This window comes from Pseudomonas lurida, assembly GCF_013522705.1.
Classification (GTDB): Bacteria; Pseudomonadota; Gammaproteobacteria; order Pseudomonadales; family Pseudomonadaceae; genus Aquipseudomonas; species Aquipseudomonas quebecensis.
In genome coordinates this window covers 1-15196 of the sequence record NZ_JAAMRE010000009.1, presented here as the reverse complement: position 1 = coordinate 15196, position 15196 = coordinate 1, and the positions used below count along the sequence as shown (strand labels likewise).

Here is a 15196-nt window from a genome sequence, read left to right as displayed (position 1 = left end):
TCATCGCGGGCAAGCCCGGCTCCCACCTAGGAATGCAATCAACTGTGGGAGCCGGCCTTGTCCGCGATGAGGCCAGAAGCCACACCGCAGGACTCCCATGAACTCCCAAAGCATCCTTGTTCCGAAAATCTCCACTTTGCCCGTGCACGAGCCCCGCGCCCGGGCGATTGTGCGCTGGCTGGTGCGCAAGAACATCGTCAAGGAAGAACTGACCACCTGTGGCCGTACCGGCAACCGCATGGGTTATGCCCTGGCCGATGGAGCGCGTGCCGTGGTGCTGTACCCCGAAGCACTGCCGTTCAACGAGCCGGTCAATGGCCTGGAGATCATCTACAAACGTTGTATCTACACGCCCGCCAAGGGCTTTCTTGGAGAAGCCGGCTGCCCTGAATGCCGTCGTGAGGTAGGGGAGGCGCTGTTCGAGAGCCTGGAAGACTGGATGCCCGGCCATACCGACAACTTCACTTGCCCGCTGTGCGGGCATGAAGATGACATCAACGGGTTTCTGTTCCTGCAGGAATGCGGATTTTCCAACCTGGGTTTCATCTTCAATAACTGGGCCGAAGCAGGCTTCAAGCAGAGTTTTATCGACGAGTTTGCCGATTGGCTGGATCAGAAGATCAGCTGGGTCAAGGTCGAGCTTTAATCCATCTATCAGTATTACCAAGTTTGTCAGAGTTTTACATTGAGCCGGGCAGGGTGCATGTATATAATGGCGCGCTTCCATTTTCCCGCTCGGGAGCCCCCGCGATGCTGCGTATCAGCCAAGAAGCTCTGACATTCGACGACATTCTCCTAGTGCCCGGTTATTCCGAGGTGCTTCCTAACGAAGTCAGTCTCAAGACCCGCCTAACCCGTGGCATCGAGCTGAATATTCCCCTGGTTTCCGCTGCCATGGACACCGTCACCGAAGCCCGTCTGGCCATCGCCATGGCTCAGGAAGGCGGCATCGGCATCATCCACAAGAACATGACCATCGAGCAGCAGGCTGCCGAAGTGCGCAAGGTCAAGCGTTACGAAGCCGGTGTGGTGAAGGATCCGATCACCATCGAAGCCGACGCTACCGTGCGTGACCTGTTCGACCTGACCCGCCTGCACAACATCTCCGGCGTTCCGGTACTGCACGATGGCGACCTGGTCGGCATCGTCACTTCCCGTGACGTGCGTTTCGAGAACCGTCTTGAAGTCACCGTCCGCGAAGTGATGACCCCGAAAGAGCGCCTCGTGACTGTCAAGGAAGGCGCCGACAAGAACGACGTGCGCGAACTGCTGCACAAGCACCGCATCGAGCGCGTGCTGATCGTCGACGACAAATTCGCCCTCAAAGGCATGATGACCGTCAACGACATCGAGAAAGCCAAGGCTTACCCACTGGCCAGCAAGGATGACCAAGGTCGTCTGCGGGTCGGCGCCGCCGTCGGCACCGGTAAAGACACCGGCGACCGCGTTGCAGCCCTGGTCGCTGCCGGTGTCGACGTAGTCGTGGTGGACACCGCCCACGGTCACTCCAAAGGCGTGATCGACCGCGTGCGCTGGGTCAAACAGAATTTCCCTGACGTGCAGGTGATCGGCGGCAACATCGCCACCGGCGCTGCCGCCAAGGCCCTGGCCGAAGCTGGCGCCGACGCCGTCAAGGTCGGTATCGGCCCTGGCTCGATCTGCACCACCCGTATCGTTGCCGGTGTAGGCGTGCCGCAGATCAGCGCCATCGCCAACGTCGCCGCTGCCCTTGAAGGCACCGGCGTGCCGTTGATCGCCGACGGCGGCATCCGTTTCTCCGGTGACCTGTCCAAGGCCATCGTAGCCGGTGCTTCCTGCGTGATGATGGGCTCGATGTTCGCCGGTACTGAAGAAGCGCCGGGCGAAATCGAGCTGTTCCAGGGGCGCTCGTACAAGGCTTACCGTGGCATGGGTTCGCTGGGCGCCATGTCCCAGGCGCAAGGTTCTTCCGACCGTTACTTCCAGGACTCCTCGGCAGGCGCCGAGAAGCTCGTACCGGAAGGCATCGAAGGCCGTGTGCCGTACAAGGGCACCCTGAGCGCCATCATCCATCAACTGATGGGTGGCCTGCGCTCCTCGATGGGCTACACCGGCAGCGCCGACATCGAAGAAATGCGCACCAAGCCAGAGTTTGTACGGATCACCGGCGCCGGCATGGCTGAATCCCATGTCCACGACGTGCAGATCACCAAGGAAGCGCCAAACTATCGGGTCGGCTGATGCCGACAGCTATAAGCCACAAGTTATAAGCTGCAAGCGGGGCTGTATTCGTACAGCTACCGCGCGGCTTCCGATTACTTGCAGCTTGCAGCTTGAAGCTTGCAACTGCTCTTCAGAGTTTCTCTCATGGCCCTCGACATTCACGCCCACCGCATCCTGATCCTCGACTTCGGTTCCCAGTACACCCAACTGATCGCCCGCCGCGTGCGTGAAATCGGTGTGTATTGCGAACTGCATCCGTTCGACATGGACGACGAAGCGATCCGCGAATTCGCCCCTAAAGGCGTCATCCTCGCCGGCGGCCCCGAGTCCGTACACGAAGCCAACAGCCCGCGTTGCCCGCAGGCGGTATTCGACCTGGGCGTGCCGGTCTTCGGTATCTGCTACGGCATGCAGACCATGGCCGAGCAACTGGGCGGCAAGGTTGAAGGTTCCGAGCTGCGTGAATTCGGTTATGCCCGTGTCGACGTGGTCGGCAAGAGCCGCCTGCTGGACGGCATCGAAGACCACATCGACGCCGACGGCCTGTTCGGCCTCGACGTGTGGATGAGCCACGGTGACAAAGTCACCAAGATGCCGGAAGACTTCCACATCCTGGCCAGCACCCCGAGCTGCCCTATCGCCGGCATGTTCAGCGACGAGCGTCGTTACTACGGCGTGCAGTTCCACCCGGAAGTGACCCACACCAAGCAAGGCGGGCGCATCCTGTCGCGCTTCATCCTCGACATCTGCGAGTGTGAAGCCCTGTGGACCCCGTCGAAGATCGCTGAAGACGCCATCGCCCAAGTACGCGCCCAGGTCGGCACCGACAACGTGCTGCTCGGCCTGTCCGGCGGCGTTGACTCCTCCGTGGTTGCTGCGTTGCTGCACAAGGCCATCGGCGACCAACTGACCTGCGTGTTCGTCGACAACGGTCTGCTGCGCCTGCACGAAGGCGAGCAAGTGATGGCCATGTTCGCCGAGAACATGGGTGTCAAAGTGATCCGCGCCAACGCCGAGGAGCAGTTCCTCAACAACCTGGCCGGCGAGTCCGACCCGGAGAAGAAGCGCAAGATCATCGGTCGCACCTTCATCGACGTGTTTGATGCCCAGTCGAGCAAACTGGACAACATCAAGTACCTCGCCCAGGGCACTATCTACCCCGACGTGATCGAGTCGGCCGGCGCCAAGAGCGGCAAGGCCCACGTGATCAAATCCCACCACAACGTGGGTGGCCTGCCGGAGGAAATGAACCTTAAGCTGGTCGAGCCGTTGCGCGAACTGTTCAAGGACGAAGTCCGTCGTCTGGGCCTGGAATTGGGCCTGCCATACGACATGGTCTACCGCCACCCCTTCCCAGGCCCGGGCCTGGGCGTGCGCATCCTCGGTGAAGTGAAGAAGGAATACGCCGACCTGCTGCGTCGCGCCGATCACATCTTCATCGAAGAACTGCGCAAGGCCGACTGGTACCACAAAGTCAGCCAGGCCTTCGTGGTGTTCCAGCCGGTGAAATCGGTTGGCGTGGTCGGCGATGGCCGTCGTTACGCCTGGGTTGTGGCCCTGCGTGCGGTGGAAACCATCGACTTCATGACTGCTCGTTGGGCGCATCTGCCGTACGAACTGCTGGAGACTGTCAGCGGCCGTATCATCAATGAGATCGAAGGTATTTCGCGCGTTACTTATGACGTGTCGAGCAAGCCGCCGGCGACGATTGAGTGGGAGTAATAGGCCGCCCGGCACTGATTACAGTGCAGCGCTAGATTCGAAGTCGCGCAGGAAGGGTTTTAATCAATGCCAGTCAGCCATGCTGACTGGCATTTTCGTTTTTGGGTAGAAAGCTCCTGAGCAAGCGCTGTCGTTTTCAATGAGCGGCAAACGCTGGCGTAGGTATTAGAGAAACTGTGATCGAATCAAATCCGTATCGAACGGTGTTATCCCTTGATCCGGCGCAAACACTTGCTGTGCCTGCTGCGGTGAAACCACTCGTTCTCCGCGTGCTCGAACATGTAAATCGAACAGAGTCTCCAGATCCGGCCTTGGTGTATGTACCAAAGCTTGCAGCATCAACGATACGCCACTGAGGTTGTTCTGGACGTTGTTCCACCGAGGAACTGAAGTGAGCCCCAGATCGGCCCAGATCATGTGTCGTTCCTGCAAGTCCATCACGAAAGGCAAGCAGATCCCTGTGTTGGATGCGATGTCGATACGGTCGAATACGGAGCGCGGTTCGAATACTTCACCCGACGCCACGTCGATGCGCGCCATCCAACCGGCGAAGCATTCTGGAAGATCACAGTACGGCTGCTCGGTGAATGAATTGATAGAGGTGACGATATAGCGCACACCCTTCTCGACAAGGACATTGAGGTCCAGGTCGATGAACTCCGACGCCCCTTTGGGCGCGTCGACGATGTCGCCACTGTGGTAGCCGCCGAAGCTCTTCAAGTTGTAGTACGCGACCGTTTGTTTGAAGGCGAAGTTGGCGTCGAAAAATGCTGCGGACAAGTCGATGTCCGTGCGCTCACGGCCGTTCTTCCACCACAGGAACAGGCGAATGAAACGGGTGTCAGGCATGGGCAAGCGACTGCCCCGCACCAGCGTGCGCAGCGACTTCGATGCGGCACGCTGTGCCAGCGGCACTCTGTAGTCGCGTAATGCGGGATCGATGAAACAGCGGCCTAGTGGTGGTAGCGCCGCAAAACGCGTTACGAGTGCGCCCTGGCAGATTCTGGCTGCACGAGCCAGTACGTCGGGAGCGAGAGGTTCGCGTCGATCCTTGATGCCATAGATTTTGGCGAATGCACCTTTTGGTGTGAAGGCTCGCAGGGGGAGGGGGCGCGGCGCGCGTACCTGGGCCAGCAGTTGCAACAGTACAGGTGAGGAAACTTGTGTTGCTACCGCCTCGAACGCATCAAGAACCGATTCTGGTTCCGTCGAGCGTCGCAGGGTCACGTCCAGGCGCCGTGCGAACTCGCCAGGACGGCTTTGCAATATGGGCATAAGCGTGTCGATGTGACGCTGGGCAAGCAATGTTTCGACGCGTGATCCAAATGAGCCTGGTGCTTCGTTGCGACGGGCTGCCGTGATGGCGGCCAGCGCTCGTGGGTACTTATCGGCGTAGTCGCCCGGATGAAGTACTTCAGCCAGGCGTTTCCACCGCTCGGCATGCCGCATCACGTCTTCTGCAGCGTTGGGTATGTGGTCGAGCAGGCGCAACAGCAGGCGGCGCATTGATCGTTTCATCGCAGTGAAACGTGTCGAAGCTGTCGTCAGTGATACGTCTCCCCCCGTCAGCGCGACCGCGAGTCGTAGCACGTCAGTCGCCGTTTCGACGTTTCTCTCTAGGAATGCGTCCACTCGTGCATCACCGGCGACATACAGGATAAGTGCACCGCCAACCTGTGCACGAATCTCGCGAAACGGGACGGTCTCAGGCAGCAGACGGAACACATCGCTTTTATAGTTTCGGATAAACCAGACGACATCGGCAGTCTCCTCTTCCGAGAGAGGTGCGCGATGAAATCAGCGGTTCGAGGAGTGACTCGAACTCAGAGATACTTCCCGGTTCGATAACCCGGGATATGAAGTTGCCTTCAAGCAGTGCAGGCCGAGGGTCATCAGTCGGTTCTAAACGCCGAAGCGTGAGGTAGTGAATGACTGCGTTGAGGTATAACTCCGCCTCTAAGGCCGTCAGAACCTGCTCTGGAAAGTCAGGATAAAAAGGCCTGTGGTGGACATGGGCGCCGGTTTCCCGCCGAAGGACTCCGACAACTTCGCGCAACCAGTACTTGAGCTCTGTCGCTGACAACAGACCGAGTTGTTCAATCAAAGGCTCTGACAGTACGCATCGGAACGCCGTGACTTCACGAACAGCCGACGCGACCTGAGCGCGCGTGGCTCCGCCGGTGCCCATCGGGACGTAAACTTTGCTACGGCGACGCAGGAACAGCGCCTGATTCATACTTGATTTTCTCCCTTGGCCGCCGTCGTGGATGAGGTGCAGCATGGTTCTACAGCTGACATAAAAACGCCTGCAAGAAGCAGGCGCGGTGTGGAGAGCGAAACCCCTAGGTCACAGGAGGTTAGAAGGAAGGTGTTCCATAGCCACAGGGGGGATTCTACGTAAGGTTGAATCTGTTTGTCAGGGTCGCTGTGTGTCTCAACGGTAACAAGCTGCTTCGCCAGAAGAAGAGGGGCCGTTTCTCGACCCCGCGGGAGCCAGCTCCATTGCCGCAGGGGGCGGGTAATATTTTTATCTGATGGTTGAGCATGTGGTTGAGCTCGATAAATCGATCAGAATGAATGAGCGATCAACCGTTTAGTCGCTGCTCGCCCTCACCGCCGCGCAATATCCGAAAAGTAAAACTTATCCAGCGTATGCCGCGACTCGGTGTACTCGAACTGCCGCCCATCCTGCAAAAACGTCTGGTTGCTCACCACGATCACATGGCTTTGTCCGTCGAGGTCAAGGTGCGTCTGGTCGTCCTTGCTGCGCGGCAGCGCTTCGATGGTGCGTTGGGCGTAGCTGATCTGCAGCTGCAGAGTCTGTTCGATGAACGCGTAGATCGACTGCTCGGCGATTGTCGGGTCCAGGCCCGGGATCAGGTCGGCGACGAAGTGGTTGATGTCGAGAATCACCCGTTTGCCGCCGATGCGTCGCACGCGTTTGATGCGGGTGATCAGGGTGCCGGGCTCGGCCTCGATGTGTTGCAGCAGCGCACCTTCGAGTGGGAGTTGGGTGAACTCGACCACTTCGGTATGTACGTCATCGCCCAGGTCGGCGTGGGTTTCATGGAAGCTGACGATGCCGCCCAGTTGGAACTCGATCGGGTTGGGCGATAGCACGAAGGTGCCCTTGCCATGGATCTTTTGCGCAAACCCGCGCTCCTGAAGCTGCTCGATCGCCCGGCGCACGGTGCCGCGGCTGGCCTGGTAGCTGTCCATCAATTCGGTTTCGGAAGGGAGGCGCGTGCCGCGTTGCAGGCGTTCGGTGGTGATGCTGGCAAGCAGATCGGTATAGATCTGGTTGTATTTGCTCATGGAGAGGGCTCTGTGCGCGGCTTGAGTAAGGTGAACGGCGCGTTCAAGGCAGGAACCTTAGTGGCAGAGGTGGGGTTTGTCCATTGAGCGCGCGCGTAAGAAGCGAAATGTCTGACCTCTGAATCAGAAAAGAAAACAATTTGTAACTCGTACAGACGAGTTGTTGCTTTAACTCGTCTGTACGAGTACTTTTGCTTTCGGCGTGCTGCCAATGACTGCCCTCCAATAAAAAAATCAAAGTGGAAACCAAGCATGAGCCACGACTATTCGACGATTGCCCGCGAGATTCTCGAGCACCTCGGGGGCAGCGATAACCTCGAGCAAGCTGCCCACTGCGTAACCCGCCTGCGCCTGGCGCTCAAGGACCCGAGCCTGGTCAATAACAGCGCGTTGAACCAGGTCGACCTGGTCAAGGGCTCGTTCTTTACCGGCGGCCTGTTTCAGGTGGTGATCGGCCCCGGTGAAGTCGAGAAGGTCTACGCCGCCCTGCGCGAAATCACCGGCCTGGCCGCCGCCACCATCGCCGACGTGAAGAAGAAGGGCGCCGACAAGACCAACGCCCTGCAGCGTCTGGTGCGGGTGTTCTCCGATGTGTTCATGCCGATCCTGCCCGCACTGATCATTGCCGGCCTGCTCATGGGCATCAACAACCTGATGGGCGCCAAGGGCATGTTCATCGAGGGCAAGACGCTGCTGGAGGCCTACCCGAATCTGGATGGCCTGTGGAGCCTGATCAACCTGATGGCCAACACCTCGTTCGTATTCCTGCCGGCGCTGGTGGGCTGGTCGGCGGCCAAGCGTTTTGGCGGCAGCGAAATCCTTGGCATTGTGCTTGGCCTGATGCTGGTGCACCCGGACCTGCTGAATGCCTGGAACTACGGCAAGGCAGTCGCCGGCCTCGATGGCCAGAGCCTGCCGTACTTCGATATTTTCGGTTGGTTCCAGATCGAAAAAGTCGGCTATCAGGGGCAGATCCTGCCGATCCTGATGGCCGCGTACGTGATGAGCGTGATCGAGAAGTGGCTGCGCGCGCGCGTGCCCAATGCAATTCAACTGCTGGTCGTACCGATCACCACCATCGTCGTCACCGGCGTGCTTGCCCTGGCGATCATCGGCCCGGTCACGCGCCACATCGGCATCCTGATCACTGAGGGCATGGTCACCCTGTTTGACCTGGCGCCCATGCTCGGTGGCGCGATTTTCGGTCTTCTGTATGCCCCGCTGGTGATCACCGGCATGCACCACATGTTCCTGGCCGTGGACCTGCAACTGATCTCCACACAGGGCGGCACCTTTATCTGGCCGATGATCGTGATGTCCAACCTGGCCCAGGGCAGCGCGGCGCTGGCGGTGTTCTACACCACCCGAAATGCGCGGGATAAAAGCATGGCTTCGACTTCAGCGATTTCCGCCTACTTCGGCATCACGGAACCGGCGATGTTCGGGGTGAACCTGCGCTTCAAGTTTCCGTTTTACGCGGCCCTGGTGGGCTCGGCGCTGGGCAGCATTTTCCTGTCGCTGAACAAGGTGCAGGCCTCGGCCATCGGCGTCGGTGGTTTACCTGGATTTATCTCCATCGTGCCGCAATCCATTGCGATGTTTGTGATCGGGATGGTCATCGCGATGGTCGTGCCGTTTGTGCTGACCTGTGCGTTGAGCATGAAGATCGTTCGGCCCGGATTCAGGGTTGCCTGATCTACCGCCCGAGGCGGCCCCAAAGCCAGCACACCATTAATTGAAGGAACCCCACCATGCAGACTTGGCAGCACTCGGTGATCTACCAGATCTACCCCAAAAGCTTCCATAGCCACGCGGGTAACGCCACCGGTGACCTGCTGGGCATCGTGGACAAACTCGACTACCTGCAATGGCTGGGCGTGGACTGCCTGTGGATCACGCCGTTCCTGCGCTCGCCGCAGCGCGACAATGGCTACGACATCAGCGACTACTACGCCATCGACCCCAGCTACGGGACCATGGCCGACTGTGAGCGGTTGATCAGCGAAGCGGCCAGGCGCGGCATCAAGCTGATGCTCGACATCGTGGTCAACCACACCTCCATCGAGCATGAATGGTTCCAGCAGGCACGCAGTAGCCTCGACAACCCCTACCGCGACTTCTACATCTGGCGTGACCAGCCGAACAACTGGGAGTCCAAGTTCGGCGGCTCGGCCTGGGAGTACGAGGCGCAAACCGGGCAGTACTTCCTGCACCTGTTCGACCACACCCAGGCCGACCTCAATTGGGACAATCCTCAGGTCCGCGCCGAGGTGTTCAAGATGATGCGCTTCTGGCGCGACAAAGGCGTCGGCGGGTTTCGCCTGGACGTGATCAACCTGATCTCCAAGCCCGCCGATTTCCCCGAAGACAACAGTGACGGTCGACGCTTCTACACCGACGGTCCGAATGTGCATGCATACCTGCAGGAAATGCACCGCGAGGTCTTCGAAGGGTATGACCTGATCAACGTCGGCGAAATGTCGTCCACCAGCCTTGAGCACTGCATCCGCTATTCCAACCCGGACTCGAAAGAGCTGTCGATGACCTTCAATTTCCATCACCTGAAAGTCGATTACCCCAATCTGCAAAAGTGGGTGAAGGCCGACTTCGATTTTCTGCAGCTCAAACGGATTTTTTCCGACTGGCAACAAGGCATGCAGGCCGGTGGCGGCTGGAACGCGCTGTTCTGGTGTAACCACGACCAGCCGCGGGTGGTCTCCCGGTTTGGCAACGACGGTGAGTACCGCGAGGTTTCGGCCAAGATGCTCGCCACGGCGCTGCATTTTTTGCAGGGCACGCCGTTTGTGTACCAGGGCGAAGAGTTGGGCATGACCAATCCGGGCTTCGACCGAATCGAGCAGTACCGCGATGTAGAGACACTCAACATCTTCCGTCTCAAGCGGGATGCGGGAGAGGACGAAGCGTCGAGCATGGCGGCGATCATGCAGAAATCCCGCGATAACGGGCGCACGCCGATGCAGTGGAATTCACAACCCAATGCCGGTTTCAGCACTGGCGAACCGTGGATCGGGCTGCCGGCCAATGCCGCGCAGATCAACGTCGAATACCAGCGGCAAGATCCGGATTCCGTGCTGCATCACTATCGAGCACTGATCGCCTTGCGCCGTAGCGAACCGCTGATCCAGCACGGCGTTTATCGCCAGCTGCTGGCGGACCACCGTCAGGTCTGGGCGTATCTGCGTGAGGGCCAGGGCGAGCGCCTGCTGGTGCTGAACAACTTCTATGGCTGGCCCTGCGAAATCCAATTGCCCGACGACGTGCTCCACGCGGCGGGCAAGCAACGCCTGCTGATCAGTAACTACCCCGACTGCCCGCCACGTACCGCAACGGTTGCGTTGCGCCCCTACGAATCGTTTGTGCTGCACCTGATCGACTGAAACTCCCCGCCAGCGAACCGCGTTGTGCAACAGAAGCAATACAACAATAAAAATAGAAGGAGCGTTCATGAAAACCACAATAAAGCTGGGCGTCGTCGCGTCTTGCCTGAGCCTGCCGTTGGGTGCCCAGGCTCTGGAATTTGCCGGTTACCTGCGCAGTGGTGCCGGCACATCCACCGGCAGCGGTCCCCAGCAGTGTTTCCAATTGCCGGGGGCGCAGACCAAATACCGGCTGGGTAACGAATGCGAGCAATACGCCGAGCTGGAATTGCGCCAGGACCTGCTGACCTTCGATGACGGCTCGGTGCTCAGCGTCGATGCCATGGCCTCGCTCTATAACAAGTACGACCGTGAGCTGAAATTCCAGGGCGAAAACAACGGCACCGCGCGCATGCCGCAGATGTATGCGCAGTGGTCCAACCTGCCCAGCCTCAACGGTGGTTCGCTGTGGGCCGGTCGCCGTTACTACAAGCGTAATGACATCCATATCTCCGACTTCTACTACTGGAACCAGAGTGCCACTGGCGGCGGCATCGAGGACGTGCGGATCGGCGACCTCAAGTACAGCTACGCCATTTCGCGCAAAGACAATCTCTACCAGAAGGAATATGCCACCCGTCACGACTTCAACGTTGCGGGCTTCAAGACCAACCCTGGTGGCGAGCTGGAGCTGGGCTTGAGCTACATCGAGAAGGCCGGCGGGCGTGACACCCACAGCGGCTGGGCACTCACCGCGCAGCATGTGCAAACGCCTTTCCTCGGTGGCAAGAACAAATTCGCCTTGCAGTACGGCGAAGGCCCCGGCACCGGCCTGGGCTACACCGGCAACACTTTCCTGGATGACAGCAGCAAAAGTTATCGCGCCGTGGAGTTCTTCGATTGGCAGGTAACGCCGCGCTTTGGTGGGCAGATCGAAGCGGTGTACCAGAAGGACATTCGCCCCGGCAGCCAGGACCAGACCTGGATGTCCCTTGGCGTGCGCCCGGCGTATGCCATCAGTGAACAATTCAAACTGGTTACCGAGCTTGGTCATGATCAGGTCGACGCCAGCGGCGGTACGCGCAAGCTGAGCAAATTTACCTTCGCGCCCACGTGGTCGCCCAAAGGCCCGGATTTCTGGGCGCGGCCGGAAGTGCGTGTGTACTACACCTATGCGACCTGGAACGAAGCGGCCAAACGCGCCGCGAATGAACTGGCGGCGGGCTCGGCGTTGTCCGACACCGGTTCCTACGGCACCGCGCGGCATGGGTCGAATGTGGGCGTGCAAGTCGAATACTGGTGGAAATAACCGCCATCCGTGGGATGTGCATCCACCCAATGATTTTTACAGAACAAAAAGCAGGTGAAGTCATGACCGCAATTGAACCCCTGGAACTGCTGGCGCCCTTAGCGGGTGTCCTGCTGTCACTGGACGAGGTGCCGGACCCGGTGTTCGCCAGCCGCATGATCGGCGACGGCCTGTGCATTGATCCCACCTCGCAGACTCTGTGCGCGCCGCTGGCCGGCGTAATCAGCACTATCCAGGACAGCGGGCATGCGGTCAGCATCACCGCCGACAGCGGCGTGCAGGTGCTGATGCATATTGGCCTGGACACCGTGAACCTGGCAGGCAAAGGCTTCACCCGCCTGGTTGAGGAGGGGCAGCGGGTGGAGGCGGGGCAGCCGTTGATCGAGTTCGATGCCGACTACGTGGCGCTCCACGCCCGCAGTTTGCTGACCCTGATGCTGGTGGTCAGTGGCGAGCCGTTCAGCCTGCTGGCGAGCGGGCTGGTGGAGGCGGGCCAGCCGCTGATGCAGGTATCGCCTGTCGACACAGCTGAGGCCGCAATCGACGCGCAGGGCAATGCGTTGTTTTCCAAGCCATTGACGCTGCCCAACGCCAACGGCCTGCATGCGCGCCCGGCGGCGGTGTTGGCCCAGGCGGCTAAAGGCTTCAATGCGAGTATTTATCTGCACAAGCAGACCCAGAGCGCAAATGCCAAGTCGCTGGTGGCGATCATGGCGTTGCAGACGGTGCAGGGCGATACGCTGCAGGTGAGCGCGGCAGGTGAAGAGGCCGCGGCGGCGATCCAGGCATTGGTGGCGCTGTTGGCTGAAGGCTGTGGAGAACAGGTTGCCACTGTGGCCGCTGGGATTGAGCCGGTCGCATCCTTATCGTCAGCCGGCGTGCTGCAGGGCGTCTGCGCGTCGCCGGGCTCGGCGTTCGGCCAAGTGGTGCAAGTGGCCGAGCCGGAGCTGGACATTGTTGAACACGGCACCGGTCAAGTGGCCGAACGCGCGATGTTGGAACAAGGCCTGCGGGCGGCCACCGAGGCCTTGCAAACGCTGCAAGCCAAGGCCGCCAACGCTGCGGAGGCGGAAATTTTCCGGGCCCATCAGGAACTGCTTGAAGACCCGACCCTGCTGGAGCAAGCCTACGGGCTACTGGCCGAAGGCAAGAGTGCCGCATTCGCCTGGAAGCGCGCCACGCTCGCCACCGCCGAGTTGTTCCTGGGCCTGGGCAATGCCCTGCTGGCCGAGCGTGCAGCCGACCTGGCCGATGTCGGCCAGCGGGTGCTCAAACTGATCCTCGGTATCCAGGATCGCGCCTGGGAGCTGCCGGAACGCGCGATTCTGATCGCCGAACAACTGACCCCCTCGCAGACCGCCAGCCTCGACACCCATAAGGTGCTCGGCTTCGTCACCGTCGGCGGTGGCGCCACCAGCCACGTTGCGATCCTGGCGCGTGCCCTTGGCCTGCCGGCGATCTGCGGCGTGCCTGCGCGGGTACTGGCGCTGCCCGATGGCCAACAGGTTTTGCTCGACGCAGACAAAGGTGAGTTGCATCTGCAGCCGAACCTGGCCGACATCGAACAACTGGAAGCGGCGCGCCAACGGCAGATTCAACGGCGCGAGCGTGAAATGGCACAGGCTGCGCTACCCAGCATTACCCGAGACGGCCATCACTTTGAAGTCACGGCCAACGTCGCCTCGTTGCAGGAAGTCGAGCAGGCCCTGACCTTGGGCGGCGACGGCGTGGGGTTGCTGCGCTCGGAATTTCTCTACCTGGACCGTAACCGTGCGCCCAGCCCGCAGGAGCAAGCCGGCACCTACACGGCCATCGCGCGCGCTCTGGGCAGCGAGCGCAACCTGGTCGTGCGAACTCTGGATGTCGGTGGCGACAAACCGTTGGCCTACGTGCCAATGGCGGCCGAGGCCAACCCCTTTCTGGGTTTGCGCGGCATTCGCCTGTGCCTGGAACGTCCGCAGCTGCTGCGCGAACAGATGCGCGCGATCCTCGCCTGCGCCGGTTTCGCACGCCTGCACATCATGTTGCCGATGGTCAGCCTGCTGTCGGAGTTGCACCTGGCCCGCCAAATCCTTGAGGAGGAAGCGCTGGCCCTCGGGCTTGAAGAACTGCCGAAACTGGGGATCATGGTCGAGGTGCCATCTGCCGCCCTGATGGCCGACGTGTTCGCGCCCTACGTGGACTTTTTCTCCATCGGCACCAATGACTTGACCCAATACACCCTGGCCATGGACCGCGATCATCCGCGCCTGGCCGGCCAGGCCGACAGTTTTCACCCGGCGGTGCTGCGCCTGATCGCTACCACGGTGAAGGCCGCCCACGCCCATGGCAAGTGGGTCGGCGTGTGCGGCGCCCTGGCCTCCGAAGCGTTGGCGGTGCCGGTGCTGGTCGGGCTGGGGGTGGATGAGCTGTCGGTCAGTGTGCCGCTGATTCCCACCATCAAGGCCGCGGTGCGCGACCTTGATCTGCATGGCTGCCAAACCCTTGCAACCCACGTGCTGGGCCTGGAGGGTGCCAGTCAGGTGCGCGAGGCGCTGCGCCTGTATCAGGCAACCGCCGTTGAAACCTCACCTGTCATGGAGCACTGAACATGTTCGAGAAATTGCAGCGGGCGTTCTGGAAAGCCCTGACCCCGGATCTGGTCGCCGAAACGGTGGCGACACCGACGCTGGGGCTCTTGTCGGCCGATGTGCTGAGTGCGTTGGGCGGTGCGAATAACCTCAAATCGCAACAGCGTGTGGCGCTGACGCGGGTGAGGGTGCACTTGCAGGATGCGGGCCGGTTGGATGAGGCGGCATTGAAAGCGACGGGTGTGCAGGGTGTGATGGTGTTGGCGGGAGGAGTGGTACACCTGATCACCGGCCTCTGATCCAAGGAGAGATCACAATGTGGGAGAGGGCTTGCCCTCGATGATCGTTCCCACGCTCCGCGTGGGAACGCCGCTCTGGACGCTATGCGTCCGCTCTTAAAGTCGTGACGCAGAGCGTCACCGGATGCATTCCCACGCGGAGCGTGGGGAACGATCAGAATCGCAACAGCGGGTGAGGGTGCACTTGCAGGATGCGGGCCGGTTGGATGAGGCGGCATTGAAAGCGACGGGTGTGCAGGGTGTGATGGTGTTGGCGGGAGGAGTGGTCCACCTGATCACCGGCCTCTGATCCAAGGAGAGATCACAATGTGGGAGAGGGCTTGCCCTCGATGATCGTTCCCACTCCGCGTGGGAACGCCGCTCTGGGCGCTCTGCGTCCGCTCTTAACGTCGTGACGCAGAG

The 15196-nt window shown here is 60.4% G+C and carries 11 protein-coding genes and 1 pseudogene; 9 read left to right on the top strand and 3 right to left on the bottom strand.

Features of this window, described 5'->3' with window-relative positions:
* Positions 1–97 precede the first annotated feature (97 nt).
* The 3 genes from G7025_RS10020 (at position 98) to guaA (ending at position 3924) form a co-directional block, all read left to right on the top strand.
* Entirely contained in the window at positions 98–646 is a 549-nt protein-coding gene (locus tag G7025_RS10020) for a hypothetical protein (RefSeq protein ID WP_034100393.1), read from the top strand.
* Between the two features lie 104 nt (positions 647–750).
* Positions 751–2220 (top strand): IMP dehydrogenase, encoded by a 1470-nt coding sequence (gene guaB, locus G7025_RS10015; protein WP_003209646.1) that lies wholly within the window; start codon positions 751–753, stop codon positions 2218–2220.
* 126 nt (positions 2221–2346) lie between these two features.
* A complete protein-coding gene (gene guaA, locus G7025_RS10010; protein ID WP_181078636.1) occupies positions 2347–3924 on the top strand; it encodes a glutamine-hydrolyzing GMP synthase in 1578 nt (525 codons plus the stop codon).
* A 165-nt stretch (positions 3925–4089) separates the two neighbouring features.
* Here guaA and G7025_RS26770 read toward each other — a convergent pair whose 3' ends face one another.
* The 3 genes from G7025_RS26770 to treR all read right to left on the bottom strand — a co-directional run bounded on the left by G7025_RS26770 (position 4090) and on the right by treR (position 7239).
* Positions 4090–5430: a TerD family protein gene (locus G7025_RS26770; RefSeq protein WP_258197668.1), complete on the bottom strand. Its 1341-nt coding sequence runs from the start codon at positions 5428–5430 to the stop codon at positions 4090–4092.
* A 226-nt stretch (positions 5431–5656) separates the two neighbouring features.
* Positions 5657–6205 (bottom strand): hypothetical protein, encoded by a 549-nt coding sequence (locus G7025_RS26765; protein WP_258197667.1) that lies wholly within the window; start codon positions 6203–6205, stop codon positions 5657–5659.
* 329 nt (positions 6206–6534) lie between these two features.
* Entirely contained in the window at positions 6535–7239 is a 705-nt protein-coding gene (gene treR / locus G7025_RS10000; RefSeq protein ID WP_181078634.1) for a trehalose operon repressor, read from the bottom strand.
* Between the two features lie 252 nt (positions 7240–7491).
* On the opposite strand from treR, the gene treP reads away from it, so the two are divergent.
* The 6 genes and pseudogenes from treP to G7025_RS26760 form a co-directional block, all read left to right on the top strand.
* Entirely contained in the window at positions 7492–8934 is a 1443-nt protein-coding gene (gene treP, locus G7025_RS09995) for a PTS system trehalose-specific EIIBC component (RefSeq protein ID WP_181078632.1), read from the top strand.
* A 56-nt stretch (positions 8935–8990) separates the two neighbouring features.
* A complete protein-coding gene (treC, locus tag G7025_RS09990; RefSeq protein ID WP_181078630.1) occupies positions 8991–10637 on the top strand; it encodes an alpha,alpha-phosphotrehalase in 1647 nt (548 codons plus the stop codon).
* 67 nt (positions 10638–10704) lie between these two features.
* Complete coding sequence (locus G7025_RS09985; protein ID WP_181078628.1) at positions 10705–11925, top strand: maltoporin; 1221 nt, start codon at positions 10705–10707, stop codon at positions 11923–11925.
* 62 nt (positions 11926–11987) lie between these two features.
* The gene (ptsP, locus tag G7025_RS09980; protein ID WP_181078626.1) at positions 11988–14513 is read left to right on the top strand and encodes a phosphoenolpyruvate--protein phosphotransferase; all 2526 of its coding nucleotides are present in this window, start codon (positions 11988–11990) and stop codon (positions 14511–14513) included.
* 2 nt (positions 14514–14515) lie between these two features.
* Entirely contained in the window at positions 14516–14794 is a 279-nt protein-coding gene (locus G7025_RS09975; protein ID WP_181078624.1) for a PTS transporter subunit EIIB, read from the top strand.
* Between the two features lie 169 nt (positions 14795–14963).
* Positions 14964–15083, top strand: a pseudogene (locus tag G7025_RS26760) (PTS transporter subunit EIIB); the annotation flags it as partial.
* Positions 15084–15196: the final 113 nt, after the last annotated feature.

Excerpts from the sequence above, each read along its gene's own strand:
- G7025_RS10020 (WP_034100393.1), top strand. The coding sequence starts at position 98 with ATGAACTCCCAAAGCATCCTTGTTCCGAAAATCTCCACTTTGCCCGTG.
- treP (WP_181078632.1), top strand. The coding sequence starts at position 7,492 with ATGAGCCACGACTATTCGACGATTGCCCGCGAGATTCTCGAGCACCTC.
- G7025_RS26770 (WP_258197668.1), bottom strand. The coding sequence starts at position 5,430 with ATGCGCCGCCTGCTGTTGCGCCTGCTCGACCACATACCCAACGCTGCA.
- ptsP (WP_181078626.1), top strand. The coding sequence starts at position 11,988 with ATGACCGCAATTGAACCCCTGGAACTGCTGGCGCCCTTAGCGGGTGTC.
- guaB (WP_003209646.1), top strand. The coding sequence starts at position 751 with ATGCTGCGTATCAGCCAAGAAGCTCTGACATTCGACGACATTCTCCTA.
- G7025_RS09985 (WP_181078628.1), top strand. The coding sequence starts at position 10,705 with ATGAAAACCACAATAAAGCTGGGCGTCGTCGCGTCTTGCCTGAGCCTG.
- treR (WP_181078634.1), bottom strand. The coding sequence starts at position 7,239 with ATGAGCAAATACAACCAGATCTATACCGATCTGCTTGCCAGCATCACC.
- treC (WP_181078630.1), top strand. The coding sequence starts at position 8,991 with ATGCAGACTTGGCAGCACTCGGTGATCTACCAGATCTACCCCAAAAGC.
- G7025_RS09975 (WP_181078624.1), top strand. The coding sequence starts at position 14,516 with ATGTTCGAGAAATTGCAGCGGGCGTTCTGGAAAGCCCTGACCCCGGAT.
- guaA (WP_181078636.1), top strand. The coding sequence starts at position 2,347 with ATGGCCCTCGACATTCACGCCCACCGCATCCTGATCCTCGACTTCGGT.
- G7025_RS26765 (WP_258197667.1), bottom strand. The coding sequence starts at position 6,205 with ATGCTGCACCTCATCCACGACGGCGGCCAAGGGAGAAAATCAAGTATG.